This is a genomic window from Lentzea sokolovensis (genome assembly GCF_033949975.1).
Taxonomy (GTDB): domain Bacteria; phylum Actinomycetota; class Actinomycetes; order Mycobacteriales; family Pseudonocardiaceae; genus Lentzea; species Lentzea sokolovensis.
Genome location: NZ_JAXAVU010000012.1, coordinates 422473 through 436870, shown reverse-complemented (window position 1 = coordinate 436870; position 14398 = coordinate 422473). Strand labels below are relative to the sequence as shown.

General features: G+C 68.9%; 19 protein-coding genes. 14 read left to right on the top strand and 5 right to left on the bottom strand.

Features of this window, described 5'->3' with window-relative positions; all coding sequences use genetic code 11:
- The first annotated feature begins 15 nt into the window (after window positions 1-15).
- Window positions 16-390 carry an antibiotic biosynthesis monooxygenase family protein gene (locus tag SK854_RS30825; RefSeq protein ID WP_319978616.1) on the top strand — a complete coding sequence of 125 codons (375 nt, stop codon included), beginning with the start codon at window positions 16-18 and terminating at the stop codon, window positions 388-390.
- Here the strand turns inward: SK854_RS30825 and SK854_RS30820 are convergent.
- Complete coding sequence (locus SK854_RS30820; protein ID WP_319978615.1) at window positions 377-1054, bottom strand: hypothetical protein; 678 nt, start codon at window positions 1052-1054, stop codon at window positions 377-379. The genes SK854_RS30825 and SK854_RS30820 overlap by 14 nt on opposite strands.
- A gap of 93 nt (window positions 1055-1147) precedes the next feature.
- On the opposite strand from SK854_RS30820, the gene SK854_RS30815 reads away from it, so the two are divergent.
- From SK854_RS30815 to SK854_RS30790, 6 genes are all read left to right on the top strand, one after another.
- Complete coding sequence (locus SK854_RS30815; RefSeq protein WP_319978690.1) at window positions 1148-2533, top strand: glycine--tRNA ligase; 1386 nt, start codon at window positions 1148-1150, stop codon at window positions 2531-2533.
- Between the two features lie 74 nt (window positions 2534-2607).
- Window positions 2608-3306, top strand: coding sequence for a hypothetical protein (locus tag SK854_RS30810; RefSeq protein ID WP_319978614.1), 699 nt, complete (start codon window positions 2608-2610; stop codon window positions 3304-3306).
- Entirely contained in the window at window positions 3303-3623 is a 321-nt protein-coding gene (locus SK854_RS30805) for a hypothetical protein (RefSeq protein ID WP_319978613.1), read from the top strand. Before SK854_RS30810 ends, SK854_RS30805 begins: the two co-directional genes overlap by 4 nt.
- Complete coding sequence (locus SK854_RS30800; protein ID WP_319978612.1) at window positions 3620-4387, top strand: hypothetical protein; 768 nt, start codon at window positions 3620-3622, stop codon at window positions 4385-4387. The genes SK854_RS30805 and SK854_RS30800 overlap by 4 nt, the downstream gene beginning before the upstream one ends.
- Window positions 4387-4890, top strand: coding sequence for a hypothetical protein (locus SK854_RS30795; protein WP_319978610.1), 504 nt, complete (start codon window positions 4387-4389; stop codon window positions 4888-4890). The genes SK854_RS30800 and SK854_RS30795 overlap by 1 nt, the downstream gene beginning before the upstream one ends.
- A gap of 35 nt (window positions 4891-4925) precedes the next feature.
- Complete coding sequence (locus SK854_RS30790) at window positions 4926-5780, top strand: hypothetical protein (protein ID WP_319978609.1); 855 nt, start codon at window positions 4926-4928, stop codon at window positions 5778-5780.
- Here the strand turns inward: SK854_RS30790 and SK854_RS30785 are convergent.
- Window positions 5770-6660 (bottom strand): serine hydrolase, encoded by an 891-nt coding sequence (locus SK854_RS30785; protein ID WP_319978608.1) that lies wholly within the window; start codon window positions 6658-6660, stop codon window positions 5770-5772. The genes SK854_RS30790 and SK854_RS30785 overlap by 11 nt on opposite strands.
- 16 nt (window positions 6661-6676) lie before the next feature.
- The gene (locus tag SK854_RS30780) at window positions 6677-7408 is read right to left on the bottom strand and encodes a Type 1 glutamine amidotransferase-like domain-containing protein (protein ID WP_319978607.1); all 732 of its coding nucleotides are present in this window, start codon (window positions 7406-7408) and stop codon (window positions 6677-6679) included.
- A gap of 60 nt (window positions 7409-7468) precedes the next feature.
- Here SK854_RS30780 and SK854_RS30775 point away from each other — a divergent pair, with 60 nt between their 5' ends.
- The 5 genes from SK854_RS30775 to SK854_RS30755 all read left to right on the top strand — a co-directional run bounded on the left by SK854_RS30775 (window position 7469) and on the right by SK854_RS30755 (window position 12024).
- Window positions 7469-8134, top strand: coding sequence for a YdcF family protein (locus tag SK854_RS30775; RefSeq protein ID WP_319978606.1), 666 nt, complete (start codon window positions 7469-7471; stop codon window positions 8132-8134).
- On the top strand, window positions 8134-9372 hold the full coding sequence (locus SK854_RS30770) for a deoxyguanosinetriphosphate triphosphohydrolase (RefSeq protein WP_319978605.1): 1239 nt from the start codon (window positions 8134-8136) through the stop codon (window positions 9370-9372). The genes SK854_RS30775 and SK854_RS30770 overlap by 1 nt, the downstream gene beginning before the upstream one ends.
- 44 nt (window positions 9373-9416) lie before the next feature.
- Window positions 9417-10424 (top strand): serpin family protein, encoded by a 1008-nt coding sequence (locus SK854_RS30765; protein ID WP_319978604.1) that lies wholly within the window; start codon window positions 9417-9419, stop codon window positions 10422-10424.
- Window positions 10421-11428 carry a serpin family protein gene (locus SK854_RS30760; protein WP_319978603.1) on the top strand — a complete coding sequence of 336 codons (1008 nt, stop codon included), beginning with the start codon at window positions 10421-10423 and terminating at the stop codon, window positions 11426-11428. The genes SK854_RS30765 and SK854_RS30760 overlap by 4 nt, the downstream gene beginning before the upstream one ends.
- Window positions 11429-11505: 77 nt before the next feature.
- Window positions 11506-12024 (top strand): Scr1 family TA system antitoxin-like transcriptional regulator, encoded by a 519-nt coding sequence (locus tag SK854_RS30755; RefSeq protein WP_319978602.1) that lies wholly within the window; start codon window positions 11506-11508, stop codon window positions 12022-12024.
- On the opposite strand, the gene SK854_RS30750 is transcribed toward SK854_RS30755, so the two are convergent.
- Window positions 12021-12197, bottom strand: coding sequence for a hypothetical protein (locus SK854_RS30750; protein WP_157512840.1), 177 nt, complete (start codon window positions 12195-12197; stop codon window positions 12021-12023). The two genes, SK854_RS30755 and SK854_RS30750, sit on opposite strands and share 4 nt — an antisense overlap.
- Before the next feature lie 85 nt (window positions 12198-12282).
- Here SK854_RS30750 and SK854_RS30745 point away from each other — a divergent pair, with 85 nt between their 5' ends.
- Both SK854_RS30745 and SK854_RS30740 read left to right on the top strand, forming a co-directional pair.
- Complete coding sequence (locus SK854_RS30745) at window positions 12283-12840, top strand: carboxymuconolactone decarboxylase family protein (protein WP_319978601.1); 558 nt, start codon at window positions 12283-12285, stop codon at window positions 12838-12840.
- Window positions 12841-12844: 4 nt separating this feature from the next.
- Window positions 12845-13657, top strand: coding sequence for a class I SAM-dependent methyltransferase (locus SK854_RS30740; RefSeq protein WP_319978600.1), 813 nt, complete (start codon window positions 12845-12847; stop codon window positions 13655-13657).
- A gap of 3 nt (window positions 13658-13660) precedes the next feature.
- Here the strand turns inward: SK854_RS30740 and SK854_RS30735 are convergent, their stop codons facing one another.
- A complete protein-coding gene (locus SK854_RS30735) occupies window positions 13661-14287 on the bottom strand; it encodes a dioxygenase family protein (protein ID WP_319978599.1) in 627 nt (208 codons plus the stop codon).
- Window positions 14288-14398: the final 111 nt, after the last annotated feature.

Here is a 14398-nt window from a genome sequence, read left to right as displayed (position 1 = left end):
TGCCATCCTTGCACCGTGCTGCTGGTGTGCCGCTTTCGCGTATCCGATCCCGAGTCGTTCACCTCGCGCGTCGAGCAGGCGTTGAAGCTGCTGACGGCTCAGCCGGGGTGCCGCAGGGGCACGCTGGCGCGGTCGACCGACGAGGACGACCGCTGGGTGCTGACGGTCGAGTTCGAGTCCGTGGTGGCCTACCGGCGCGCGATGTCGCCGTTCCCCGTGCGCGAACACGTCATCCCGCTGCTGTCCGAGGCGCTGACCGACGAGCCCGCCATGTACGAGCCGAAGCTGACCAGTACCGGCGGTGAGGTCGAGACGCACACGAGCGTGCTCGCCGAGGACGCGTTCACGGTGCGGCTCGGCGAGGCGGCGGGCCCGGCTACTCCTCGCTAGCGATCTTCGTCATCTCCGCGAGGAACTCCTCGTCGGAGCCGTCCGGCAGCAGCTCCAGCGCCCTGCGCGCGGCCTGCGCGGCTTCGGCGGTGCGACCGAGGATGTGCAGCGTCTTGGCCTTGCCGTACGCCGCGTACGGAGCGGGGGTCTGGTCGAACGCCGTCAGGGCGTCCTCGTAGCGCTCGTGCTCGAAGTAGTACCAGCCGAGGTTGTTGTGGAGCGGTCCGAGCCAGTGCGTCAGGTTCGGGTGCTCCGCGATCACGTCGAGCCCGACCTGCGTCCACTTCTCCGGGTCGTCGACCAGGGCCACCATGTGCGCGGCGTCCGCGGCGAACCACAGGTCGCCGCGCTTCTTCGCCAGGACGAACGCCGCCACGAACAACGGTTGCGCCGCCTCCGGATCACCGCCGGAACGGTGCAGCCTGCCGCGTTCCAGCAACGCGCGCACGCGGCCCGTCGAGTCGGGGGACACGAGCGTCTCAGCCTCGTCGATCAACGCGTGACCTGCGGCGAAGTTGTCGCGCAGACCCTCGACGCGGGCCAGCTGGGTCAGCACCTCCGCGCGCCCGTCGTCGGTCGCCTCGTCGTTCAGCGCCGCGCGGAGTCGCGCCTCGGTGCCGCCCAGGTCGGCGAAGTCCCACAGCTCTCGCAGCCGGTCTTCCATCCGTGCAGGGTAAGGCTCCGGTCGCCCGTTCGGGGCGTGACGTGACGGGCTAGGCTTGAGCCCCCGATTCTCATTCGCCCGATGGAGTTCCCCTTGCCCGCCGATCGCATCGAGACCGTTGTCAGCCTCTGCAAGCGCAGGGGGTTCGTCTACCCGTGCGGGGAGATCTACGGCGGTACCCGCTCGGCATGGGACTACGGACCTCTCGGCGTCGAGCTCAAGGACAACATCAAGCGTCAGTGGTGGAACTTCATGGTCCGCGGCCGCGAGGACGTCGTGGGCCTGGACTCGTCGGTGATCCTGCCGCGTGACGTGTGGGTCGCCTCCGGTCACGTCGAGGCGTTCGTCGACCCGCTCGTCGAGTGCGAGTCGTGCCACAAGCGGTTCCGCGCCGACACGCTGTCCGAGGAGTACGCGGAGCGCACCGGCAAGGAGGTCGCCGAAGGCGACGTCTCCGACGTGCCGTGCCCCAACTGCGGCGTGCGCGGCACCTACACCGAGCCGAAGATGTTCAACGGGCTCCTGAAGACGCACCTCGGTCCGATCGAGACCGAAGAGGGCCTGCACTACCTGCGCCCCGAGACCGCGCAGGGCATCTTCACGAACTTCCTGAACGTGCAGACGACGTCGCGCAAGAAGCCGCCGTTCGGCATCGGTCAGATCGGCAAGTCGTTCCGCAACGAGATCACGCCGGGCAACTTCATCTTCCGCACCCGCGAGTTCGAGCAGATGGAGATGGAGTTCTTCGTCGAGCCGGGCACGGACGAGGAGTGGCACCAGTACTGGATCGACGAGCGCACCCGCTGGTACACGGACCTGGGCATCTCCAAGGAGAACCTGCGTCACTACGAGCACCCGAAGGAAAAGCTGTCGCACTACTCGAAGCGGACGGTCGACGTCGAGTACCGCTTCCAGTTCGGCGGCCAGGAGTGGGGTGAGCTCGAAGGCATCGCGAACCGCACCGACTTCGACCTGACGACGCACTCGAACCACTCGGGCGTCGACCTGTCGTACTTCGACCAGGCCACGAACTCGCGCTTCAAGCCGTTCGTCATCGAACCCGCCGCCGGTGTCGGCCGCCCGATGATGGCGTTCCTGCTGGAGGCCTACTCCGAGGACGAGGCCCCGAACGCCAAGGGCGGCGTGGACAAGCGCGTCGTGCTGAAGCTCGACCGCCGTCTCGCGCCGGTCAAGGTCGCCGTGCTCCCGTTGTCGCGCAACGCCGACCTGTCGCCGAAGGCCCGCGACCTCGCGACGGCCCTGCGCCGCAACTGGAACGTCGACTTCGACGACGCCGGCGCCATCGGCCGCCGCTACCGCCGTCAGGACGAGATCGGCACGCCGTTCTGCGTGACGGTCGACTTCGACACGCTCACCGACCTCGCCGTGACGGTGCGGGAGCGCGACACGATGTCGCAGGAGCGCGTGGCGATGGACCAGCTGGAGTCGTACCTCGCCGCACGCCTGATCGGCTGCTAGTCCGACTACTCCGTTCGGCCGCACCCGCTGCTACGCTGTGAAGTCACTTCGTCACAGCGTGCAGGGGGCGAGTAGTGGTCGAGGACAACCGCAGGTGGGGCTTCGAGGAAGCCGAGGACTGGGAGTACGAGGCAGGGCGGCGTGCCACACCGCCGCCCGCCGGCCCACAACCGGACGACGCTGACGGCTGCGTCGGCACCGACGCGAGCGGCGCCGTCTCGGTGGTCGCCGAGCCCGACGGGCGGGTGCGCGCCGTCCGGCTCATCGAGCAGTGGCGCGACAGCATCGACCAGCGTGCGTTGGACGCTGCCGTGCTCGCCGCGGCCAACAACGCGACCATGCGGGCGTTGTCGCGTTCGGTGGAGGCGCAGGGAGACCTGACGGCCGTTGATCCGGTCCCGGTGAGCGCTGAGGTGGACGAGACGCCGTTCACCCGCGCGGACGCGGAACGGTTGTTCGCCGCCGTGAACGCCGAGCTCGCCGTGTTCACCTCCGGCCTCGACCAGACGGTGAACGTGCCCGTGCGCGCCGAGAGTCGCGGTGGGCACGTCCGCGGTGTCGCGCAGTCCGGTCAGGTCGTCCGCTTCGAGATCGACGACCGGTGGGCGCACGCGGCCCCCAACCCCGAGATCGAGGGCGAACTCGCCGAGGTCCTGCGCGCGTTGCACGACCGGGGCACTCCCGCTTCACAGCCGTCCGGATCCGCCATCGCGGAGCTCCAGGCACTGGCGAGTGATCCAGCGAGGCTGCTGCGGAAGGTGGGGCTGGCATGAGCGATCTGAAAGTCGCGCTGGAGGCGATGCGCGCGGACGCTGGGCTGTGGTCGGCGGCCGCGGACACCGTGCAGGCGCCTCAGAGCGCCATCGGCGGACTGACGCTGACCGGCCACGACGTGTCGATGTGGGCGGTCGACCGCGGCCTCGACCGCACGTACGAGAACGGCCGGGTCGTGCTGGAAGACCTGCTGCGCCAGGCGATGACGGCGTTCAGCGGTCTCGGTGACAGTCTGCGGGCCGCCGCCGACACCTACGAGCGCGAAGAAGACGCGAACCTCCACGACATGAACCGGCTCACGGGGGAGCTCAAGTGACCAATCCACTGGTGATGCAGGCCAAGGAGAAGGTCGAGGACGTCGACCGCAACATCAAGCGGTTCTTCGACGTCGTGAACGCCACGCTGAGCTGGGTGCCCCCTCCGCTGCAGTGGGTCATCGACAAGGTGCAGGACGGCATCCGGTGGCTCAACGAGAAGATCTCCGAGTTCTGGAGCCGGGTGAACCAGCTGTTCGACCAGCCCGGCGACTCCGATCGGCTGCGGCAGGTCGGCACAGGGTGGGTCGAGCAGGTCGGCAACGAGCTCGGTGACGTCGCGGGCACGATCACGCTCGACAAGATGCGCACGAACGTCGAGTGGGAGGGCCGGGCGGCTCGCGCCTACTCGGCGACGGTGCCGCCGCAGTCGCAAGGCCTGAACGCCGTGAAGGACGTCGCCAACCAGATGCGCGCCTCGCTGAACAGCCTGGCGAACTCGATCGACGCGTTCTGGATCGCCATGGGCGTCGCGTTCGCCACGTTCGTCGTGTCGGCCATCGGTGCGATCGCCGCGGCCTGCACGGTGGTCGGCACGCCCGCCGCGGTCGCCGCCATCGCGGGCGGGCTCACCGCCGCGATCGGCATCGTCGGCGCGACGATCATGGCACTGGAGTCGCACACCAACACGATCGAGACCGAGCAGAACGCGATCATGCAGAAGATCCACGACATCGGCCGCGAGTGGACCATGCCGAACACCGGGGACATGGGCGACGCCAGCGTCACCGACGGCGACGGTTCGGACTGGAAAGTCGACAATTGATGATCATCGGCCAGGGGCCGGCACCGCAGTGGGTGTGGGTGCCCGCCACGCGGGTCGACCGGATCAGGACGCGGCTGGCGCTGACGGGGCTGCCCCTCATCGGTATGGCGCTCGTGTTCGGAATCGTGCTCGTCGCGGTCGGCCTGAACCTGCCGACCGCCCACAACCCGATCAACGTGATCGGCGTGATGGCGGCCGGGATCGGCGCGTTCTGGGGGATCTTGTCCGGCGTGAGTCTCGCGACGGCACGGTCGTGCGCGCGAGGTGAGTACGTCGACGTGAACGGGGCCCGGCTGGTCCGGCGGTTGCTCGGAGTCTGGTGGCTCGGGGCGATCGTGTGCGCGATGGCGGCTTGGTTCTGCGAGGTCATGACGTTGAACAGCGATGCTCGGCCGGTGCCGTTCACCGTCGGATCCGCGGTGTACCTCGCGGTGCTGGGCCTGCTCGTCGTGCTGGGCGGCGTCGCGTTCTTCACCGCGCGCAAGGTGTTGCGGGTCGGCTGAGGCAACAATCCCGGCCGTTCTCGCGTGTAAGAGGCGTGACGGGGGAGCAGATCAGAAGGCGCGGCCTCGTGCAGGCCGTGGCGGGTGTGGTGCTGGCGGCCCTGGTGGTGGTCGTCTCGTCGATGGCCGATGCCGGGAACCCGCAGGTGCTCGTGGCCGCGGCGGTGAGCGGTGGGCTGGTGTGCCTGTGCGCGGCGGCCAGCGGGCTGGTGGCGGTACGGATCACCGACCCCTCGTCGGCGGCTCGGCTGCGGCACGTCTTCGTGGTGCTGGAAGGCGCTGCGGCGGTGATCTTCTTCCCGTTCTACTGGCTCGCGTCCAGCGTCGAGTCGGCGGGCAGGCCTGGCGACTTCGCGGTGGGGGTCGCGCTGGCGCTCCTGGTGCCGGTGGCGGTCGCGCTGGTGCTCGTCCTGTTGGGCAGTGTCGCCGTGCACAAGATCGTGGTGAGCGAGTTCGGGCCGCTCGTCCCGGCCTCCGACGCACCCGAATCGGTGCAACGGATCAGAGTGCTCGGCACCGTGCTCGTCGTCGCGGGAACCGCGTTGTCGGTCGCCGTGGTGGCGCTTGCGTTCATCATGCCGACGAGGTTGTTGCTCCTGGAGGCGTACGGCCTGCTGGTGGCGCTCATGCCGGTGGTGCTCGGCTTGGCGCTGATGCGGGAGAAGAACGTCCACACGGCGCGGCGACGGACCATCGTCGGGTACATCGTCGTCCCCGCCGCCGTCGGGTGGGCCGCCGCCAAGGTCGCGTCCATCGGCGGTGCCGCCGGGATGTTGTTCAGCGCGTTGGTGTTCGCGGCGATCGTGCTCCTGGTGATCGCGATCCTCGTGGTGCGGGACTTCAGCGCGGTGTGGCCCCGGCCGTCGCGGCGCCGGCAGGTCAGCCCTTGACGCCGAGTTTCGCCAGCACGGCCGTGGTGACGGCGTTGATCGACTGCCGCGCTGTCGTCCAGGAACCGGTCGGGTTCGTGGTCAGCACGGCGACGGCGTAGCGGTCGTCGAGCACGCCCGCGCTGTGCAGGTAGACCTCGCTCGGCAGGTAGTACATCCAGCCCTGCTTGGCGTAGGCGCCGGTGACGCCGAGCAGCCCGAACGCCTGGTCGAAGCCGTCGGCGGCGGTGGCGGGCGCCTTCGACAGCGCGCCGACGATCGCGTCGCGCTCCGGTGAGGCGAGGATGTGCTGGTAGAGCCGCACCATGTCGTTCGCGGTGATGACGACCTCTCCCCACTGCGACGGGTCGTCCGGCGCGTGCGTGCCGGTAAGGCCCGCTTCGGCGGCGACGCGGCCGATGGCGTCCATGCCGTCGAACCTCGTCCACAGCACGTCCATCGCGTTGTCGTCGCTCGCGCTCAGCGCCCGGTCGACGAGGTCGGTGTCGTCGGCCGACAGCTGCTGGTGCAGCGCGTCGAACGCGAGGATGAGCTTCGCCAGCGAGGCCGAGTAGAACGGCTTGTCGCCCTGCTCCGCGACGACCTGGTTCGTCTGGAGGTCCAGCACCGCGATACCGACGTCGGACGAGCCACCCGCGGCCGCGATGTCCGACATGTCAGCGGCTGATACATCGGATATCGCCGACGGCGATGAGCCCGTATCCGATGTACCCGTATCCGATATATCGGCGTCGCCGGGATCCAGCGAGCCGTCGCCGGTGTCCAACACATCGGGACCGCGCGATATATCAGCCGACGGCTTCCCGTGCGCGTGGCACGGCGCCGCCTCCGGGACGACGAACACGGCCGCCACGAGGAAGAGGATCAGAGCCCAGCGCACACTTCCAAGGTCCGTCTCACAGGAGCCTGGTGTCGAGCTTTTCCTCCTGTGCGGTTGCTGAAGAATCCTCCCTGACCACCACGTATGCGCCGGAACCCTGACGTTCCGTCACCGCCTCGACGAGCTCGGTGCCCCGGTAGAGCAGGCCGACGCCGTCGTCGGTGCAGTAGGTCGTCGGCAGCACTCCGGCCGCCACCGCATCGTGGATCTTCGGACGGCGCTGCTCCTCGGAGTCGTAGTGCACGCCGTTGCCGTAGGGCAGGAAGCCCAGGCCGTTCGTGACGATCCGGAGGTCCGGGCCGAACGAGTCCGTCGCGCCGCCCGTGTGCCAGCAGATCGAGCCCGCCGACACGCCGCTGAGCACGACGCCGGCCTCCCACGCCTTGCGGAAGACCGCGCCGAGGCCGTGCACCTCCCACACCGCGAGCAGGTTCGCCACCGAACCGCCGCCCACCCAGACGACGTCGTGGGACAGCACGTAGTCCTCGAGGTCGTCGGTCGGCGGCATCGTGAAGAGGTTCAGGATCGACACGTCGACGCCCGCGACCTTGCCCGCCTCGGCCATGTTCGCGTTCATGTGCCGCTGGTCGCCGCCCGCGGTCCCGACGTGGCACAGGCGCGGTGTGCGGCCGTCCACACCGGAGAGGTCCAGGGCGAAGTGGATCAGCTTGTTGAACTCGACGAAGGTCCGGCGCCCTGAGCGCAAACCTCCGGAGGTCGCGAGGATGGTGGGCTGCTCAGCAGGCATGACGATGATCCTCGCAGGGGCGTCAACGCGGCACCCGCCCGGTCTGGGAGCATGCAGGGTGTGCGGACCACGCCCCTCAAGCCCCTCGCCCGGATTCGCCGGATCGTGTTGCGCCTCGTCTTCGGAGCGCTGGTCATCGGCGTGCTCGTGGGCGGCGGCACGGCGTTCCGCGTCTGGCAGGTCGCCCGAGTCGACGACTGGACGAAGGCCGACATGGCGATCGTCCTCGGCGCCGCGCAGTACAACGGCGTCCCGTCCGACGTGCTCGCGGCACGGCTGGAGCACGCGCTCGGCCTCTACCAGGAGGGCGTCGTCGGCTACATCGCCACGACCGGTGGCCGGCAGCCCGGCGACAACTTCACCGAGGGCCAGGTCGGTAAGTTGTGGCTGGTCAAGCGCGGTGTGCCGGAGGACAGGGTGCTGCAGGTCGGCGAGGGCGCGGACACGCTCGGGTCGTTGCGGGCCGTCGCGTCCGTCGCCAAGGAACGCGACCTGAAGACCGCCGTGATCGTCAGCGACCCGTGGCACTCGCTGCGCGCCCGCACGATGGCGGAGGACGCCGGTCTGCACGCCTGGACGTCACCGACGCGCAGCGGTCCGAACGTGCAGACGCGCGAGACGCAGTGGTTCTACATCAAGCGCGAGACCGGAGCGTTGCTGTACTACCGCCTGATGAAGGCTCACGCGGGCGTGTTCGACGAGCTCAAGCTCCCTAAAATCGGCTGATGGGATACACCGGCCACGACGCGGAGCGCCTGCTCTCCGAAGACCCCAAGAGCGCCGCGCTGCCGGGCGCCCGCACCGACACCCGCACGCCGTTCTCCCGTGACCGAGCCCGCGTGCTGCACTCCGCGGCGTTGCGCAGGCTCGCCGGCAAGACCCAGGTCGTCGGCCCCGGTGAGGGCTCCGAGGTCACCGGTGTGCCGCGCACGCGCCTGACGCACTCGCTGGAGGTCGCGCAGATCGGCCGCGGCATCGGTGAGGAACTGGGCTGCGATCCCGACATCGTCGACACGGCCGGCCTCGCACACGACATCGGGCATCCGCCGTTCGGACACAACGGCGAGAGGGCGTTGAACGAACTCGCGGGCCCGTGCGGCGGGTTCGAGGGCAACGCGCAAACGTTCCGCATCCTCGCGCGCCTCGAACCCAAGACCGCGCACGGACTGAACCTCACACGTGCCGTGCTCGACGCGTCGACGAAGTACCCGTGGACGCGCACGCCGGGCATCGTGAAGTTCGGCGTGTACGACGACGACCTCGAAGTGTTCGAGTGGATGCGTGCGGGCGCACCGGACCGTGAGCGGTGCATCGAGGCGCAGGTGATGGACTGGTCCGACGACGTGGCGTACTCGGTGCACGACGTCGAGGACGGCGTGCTGGCCCACCGGATCAGCCTCGGCGCGCTCGCCCGTCCCGACGAACGGGCCGCCATCGCGTCGCTCGCCGCGAAGACGTTCTCCGACGAGTCCGTGACCACGCTCGAAGCCACCGCCGAGGAACTGCTGACGCTGCCGGTGATCGCGTACTGGACCGACCGCGAGTACGACGGCTCGCTCGGCGCGCAGGTGGCGTTGAAGAACCTCACCAGCGAACTGGTCGGCCGCTTCGCCTCCGCCGCCGTCACCGCGACCAGGGCCGTGCACGGCGACGGGGCGCTGACGAGGTACAACGCCGCGCTGGAGGTCCCGAAGCAGGTCGCGGCGGAGGTGGCGCTGCTCAAGGCGATGGCCGTCCGGTACGTGATGAGCGACCCGGCGCGCCTGGCCATGCAGGCGAAGCAGCGCGACCTGATCACCGATCTCGTCGCCCGCCTGATGGAACGCCCGACGCTGCTCGACCCGGCGTTCCGCCCGGTCTTCGCGGCCGCTTCCTCTTACGCCGCAAGGCTTCGCGTCGTCATCGACCAGGTCGCGCTGCTCACCGACGCGCAGGCCGTGGCCTGGCACCGCGCATCGGCGTAGGTTCGAGGAGGTCCGTGCCGAAGTCCGATCCTCGGGGAGAATCTGTGACCGACCAGGCCGACTTCGCCCTCAACCTGCACCGCGTCGCCGTACCCGATCCGGCCTCGAACGCGTGCTGGTCGCCGTTCTCGGTGGCCAGCGCCCTCGCACTGGCCCGTGAGGCCGCCCGCGGCGAGACCCGCGCCGAACTCGACGGGCTGCTGCGGGACTTCGACGCCTCGGACGCCGTGGACGTCCCCGAACTGGCCGTCGCGAACACGTTGTGGGCCGACGACGACCTGACGATCGACCCCGGCTTCTCGCTGGCCGGTTCGGTGCGGCGCACGGCGTTCTCCGACCCCGCCACGGTCCGCAAGCTCGTCAACACCGACGTCGCCGAGACCACCCGCGGCCTGATCCCCGAACTGCTGACGGACGCGCCGCCCGCGGACGCCGCCGCGATCATCGTGAACGCCCTGTACCTCAAGGTCGGCTGGCTGAACCCTTTCTCCGACTGGGAGACCGCCGCGAAACCGTTCCACGCGCCCGGCGGCGACGTGGACGTGCCGACGATGAAGGTGACCGAGAAGTTCCGCTACGCCCGCCACGACGGCTGGCAGACGATCGTGCTGCCTGCCGACTCGGGCGTCGAGACGCTGATCCTGCTGCCGGACGAGTCGCTGGACCAGCCGCTGAGCCCGTCCGTGCTCGCCGCGCAGAACTTCACCCGGCTCGAACTCTCACTGCCCAAAGTGGACGTACGGGCGAGGTTCAACCTCAAGAACACGTTGCGGCAGCTGGGGGTCGAGCGCATGTTCACGCGCGACGCCGACTTCTCCGGCCTCTCACCGGACGAGCGGATGTTCGTCGACGACGTGGTGCACGAGGCCGTGCTGCGCCTGGACGAGCAGGGCCTCGAAGGCGCGGCGGCCACCGCCGTCACGTTCCGGACGGTGTCGATCGAGATCCCGGTGGATCCGATCGTGGTGAAGGTCGACCGGCCGTTCCTGGTCGCGGTGCGGCACGCGCGGTCCGGAGCGATCTACTTCCTCGCGCAGGTCGCCCGTCCGTGACCGATCAGACCACCTTCGCGCTGGACCTCCACCGCGTCGCCGTGCCCGATCCCGATGCCAACGCGTGCTGGTCGCCGTTCTCCGTCGCCAGTGCGCTCGCACTGGTCCGGGAGGCCGCTCGCGGCAAGACCCGGCAAGAACTCGACCTGCTGGTCGGCGGGTTCGTCTCCGAGGACGCGCTCGACGTCGAGGACCTGGCGGTCGCGAACACGTTGTGGGCCGACGACACCCTCGCGCTGAACCCCGATTTCTCGCTGGCGTCCTCGGTGCGGCAGGCGCACTTCGCCGATGCCAAGACCGTGCGCAAGCGGGTGAACGCCGATGTCGCCGAGTCGACCCGCAACCTGATCCCGGAGCTGCTGCCGCCTCCGAGCCGCCCGTACGACGGGGCGATCATCGTCAACGCCCTCTACCTCAAGGCCGGGTGGAAGACCGCGTTCAGGGCGGGCAAGACGAAGCCGAGGTTGTTCCACGCCCCTGGCGGCGACGTCGAGGTGCCGACGATGAAGGTGACGGCCTTCCTCGGCTACTCCAGGACCGAGGGCTGGCAGACGATCGCGTTGCCCGCCCGTTCGGGAGTGGAGGCGCTGGTGCTGCTGCCGGACGAGTCGTTGGAGCAGCCGCTGCACGCCTCCGCGTTCGAGGTGCGGGAGAGCACCGCTATCGCGCTGTCACTGCCCAAAGTGGATGTTCGGGAGAAGTTCGAGCTGCGGGAGACGTTGGAACAGCTCGGCGTGGGCACGATGTTCTCGCCGGACGCCGACCTCGGTGGACTCTCGCCCGACCCGCTGTTCGTGAGTGCCGTGATCCACGAGGCCGTGCTGCGCCTCGACGAACGGGGCCTGGAGGGTGCGGCCGCGACCGCCGTGGTGAAGAGCAGGGGTGCGTCACCGAGAAAACCGGTGGACCCGATCGCCGTGCAGGTGGACCGGCCGTTCCTCCTCGCCGTCCGGCACACCCACTCGAAAGCGATCTACTTCCTTGCTCAGGTCGCCCGTCCGTGACCACTTTCGGGGTCCATTCGCCCTGATGGCGAGCGTTTCGCGCGGCGAGATCATGATCATGCCTTTACCGTTCCAGCATGACCCAGCACGGTGCCGGCGAGCAGCTCGTCGTGCTCGCCGCGGCGGGCGCCACGCAAATCACCTGCTTCAGCGGCGTCACCATTCCCGTCCTGCTCAGAACCGAGTGCTACGCGAAGGCGCTGGCCGGGGCGCTGGGCCTCGCGCCGACGCCGGAGCTGCAGCGCGACGGCGTGTTACCGCGGTGCGTGTTCTTCATCCACGAGTACGCGCTGCAGACCGTGGTCGGCGGCAACCGGTTGATGGAGGACCAGGTCCTGCACCTGCTGTTCCACGCGCCGTCGATCCGGATCGTGCCGGCCAGCGCGGGCGGTGCGGCGGCGGTCGGGCTCGACTACGCGCTCATCCAGTACGAGCACGAGCCGCCGCTGGTCTACCTCGCGAACTGGACGCTCGCCAGTGACGCCGCGACCGTGGAACGGGCCGTGGCCATCTTTCAGCGCATGCACGCCGTCGCTCTCGACAACGAGCGGTCGCGTGACGTGCTGATGGAGTACGTGGCCGTCTACGACCGCTAAGGGGTGTTGCGGCGCAGGAACAGCCGCATACCGTCCTCGCCCGGAAGCGCGCACAGCAGCAGCTTGACGTTCTGGTGCCGCACCGGAACCGCGCACGAGTCGCCTGCCAGCAATGTTCCCGCGAGCAGGCCGGCCGACTCGTGGTCGATGTCCAGCACGAAGTCGTTGCTCATGGATGGACCCTATGAGCTGGCCGCCTCGCAACCCAGTCACCCAAAGGTGTTGTCACGTTCCGGCGAGCTGTCTCGTCCACAGGTCATGACGAGGATCAAGGGAATCACGAAGAAGGACGCCGGCCCGCTGCTCAAGGCCGTGTACTGGTTCGCGCGGCGTGAGTTCGGCGCGGTGCCGGAGCCCGTCACGGTGATGGCGCACCACCCGAAACTGCTGATGGCGAGCGGTCGCCACGAGCTGGCGGTCAAGAAGGCGATCCACGGGCCGTTGTTCGAGCTGTGCGTCTACCGGACCGCGGTGAAGCTCGGCTGCTCGTGGTGCGTGGACTTCGGCGCCATGCTGATGAAGCACGGCGGCCTCGACATCGAACGCCTCAAGCACATCGACGAGTACGCCACCTCACCGCTGTTCACCGACCTCGAACGCAAGGCGCTCGCCTACGCCGACGCGATGACCGACACGCCTGTCGCCGTCACCGACGAGCAGGTGGCGGAGTTGGAGAACCTGCTGGGGCGCAAGGAACTCATCGCGCTGACCTACCAGATCGCGCTGGAGAACCAGCGGGCCAGGTTCAACAGCGCGTTCGACATCAAGGACCAGGGCTTCACCAGTGGTGATGCCTGCCGCGTACCGACAAACTAGAGCGGTGGAGAAGATCGCCCTGACGGGTGCGCAGGAGACCATGCTCGCCACGCTGTACGGCCGGGCGCTCGACAGCGAGCGCCCCGAGTCCGTGCTGCACGACGACGAGGCCAAACGCGCCGTCGACCGCATCGACTACGACTTCGGCAAGACCGGGATGAACACGACGTCGGCGGTGGGCGTCGCCATCCGGGGGCGGGTGCTCGACGACTGGACCCGCGAGTTCCTGCAGCGCACTCCGTCCTGCACGGTGCTGCATCTGGCCTGTGGGCTGGACACTCGCGCGCATCGGATCGAACGGCCGGACACCGTGCGGTGGATCGACGTCGACATGCCGGACGTCGTCGCGTTGCGGCACAAGCTCTTGCCCACGCCCCAAGGCGACTACCGGCTGGTGGCGTCGTCGGTCACCGAGGACGCGTGGCTCGCCGAGGTGCCCGCCGACCGCCCGGTCGTCGCGGTGTTCGAGGGCCTCTCGATGTACCTCACGCAGGCGGAGGGCCATGCGCTGATCAGCAGGATCACCGGCCGGTTCCCCAGCGGTGAGCTGCTGTTCGACGTCTACGGCTCGTGGGGCATCAAGCTGCAGAAGCTCGTGCCGGCCGTGCGCAACGCCGGCGCGGTGTTGCACTGGGGCGTCGACGATCCGCGGGAGATCGAGGCGCTGCGTCCCGGACTGACCACAGTGGACGCCTGGCGCAGCGTGGACCTGCCGCACCTGGACGCGTTGCCCAGGTCCGGCAGGATCCAGATGAAGGTCGTCAGCGCGATCCCGAAGCTCCGCGACGTCGGGAAGCTGCTGCGACTGCGGTGGTAGGGCTCAGTTGTCGATGACGAAGTCGAACTTGGCGGTGTAGCGGTTGCCGACGAGCGGGCCGAGCTCGACCTCGCACTCGCGGTCGAGGTAGGCGTCGCGCCGGTTCAGGTAGGGCATGTTCATCCCGTACGCCCTGAGGTTGTCCGGGAAGAACAGCTGCGTGGTGAGGATCGGGCCGCCCCGTGCCTGCACCTTGACGTGGATGTGCGGGGTGCGGCCCGGGTAGTCCTTCGGCACGATCGTCTCCAGCACGTACGCGCCGGAGGCGTTGCTGAACTGGTGGCCGCGCATCTTGAACGTGGTGTTGTCGTACACACCCCGGTCGTCCGCCTGCCAGAAGTCCAGCAGCGCGTTGGGAATCGGCGCGCACTTCATCGTGTAGACGAACCCGGTGATGCTGAGCACGATCCCGGTGACGCCGGGCGTGCGCAGGTTCGTGCGCTGCGGGGAGTTCCGCTTGAAGTAGGGACCCTCGATGTTCGACGGGGTGTCGTCGTCATCGACGCAGGTCGGGGTCAGGGGGAGAGGCGCGCTGCGCGCCGTGGTGGTGCCGGCGGCGGTCAGTGCGACCACAGCGGCCGCACCGGTCGCCAGGAACGCCCGGCGTGAGGGGTTGTCTTGTTCGGGCATGTTCGAACTCCGGTGGTTGCAACCCGCGGCAGGGGGCTTGGGCTGGACCAGCGGACAGGACGTTAGCGACGAAACGATCCCGGCTCCAGTTACGGTCCAGACCAAAACCGG

Coding starts and splice junctions, on each gene's coding strand:
- SK854_RS30820 (WP_319978615.1), bottom strand. CDS start 1,054: ATGGAAGACCGGCTGCGAGAGCTGTGGGACTTCGCCGACCTGGGCGGC.
- SK854_RS30805 (WP_319978613.1), top strand. CDS start 3,303: ATGAGCGATCTGAAAGTCGCGCTGGAGGCGATGCGCGCGGACGCTGGG.
- SK854_RS30795 (WP_319978610.1), top strand. CDS start 4,387: ATGATCATCGGCCAGGGGCCGGCACCGCAGTGGGTGTGGGTGCCCGCC.
- SK854_RS30780 (WP_319978607.1), bottom strand. CDS start 7,408: ATGCCTGCTGAGCAGCCCACCATCCTCGCGACCTCCGGAGGTTTGCGC.
- SK854_RS30770 (WP_319978605.1), top strand. CDS start 8,134: ATGGGATACACCGGCCACGACGCGGAGCGCCTGCTCTCCGAAGACCCC.
- SK854_RS30755 (WP_319978602.1), top strand. CDS start 11,506: ATGACCCAGCACGGTGCCGGCGAGCAGCTCGTCGTGCTCGCCGCGGCG.
- SK854_RS30750 (WP_157512840.1), bottom strand. CDS start 12,197: ATGAGCAACGACTTCGTGCTGGACATCGACCACGAGTCGGCCGGCCTG.
- SK854_RS30745 (WP_319978601.1), top strand. CDS start 12,283: ATGACGAGGATCAAGGGAATCACGAAGAAGGACGCCGGCCCGCTGCTC.
- SK854_RS30735 (WP_319978599.1), bottom strand. CDS start 14,287: ATGCCCGAACAAGACAACCCCTCACGCCGGGCGTTCCTGGCGACCGGT.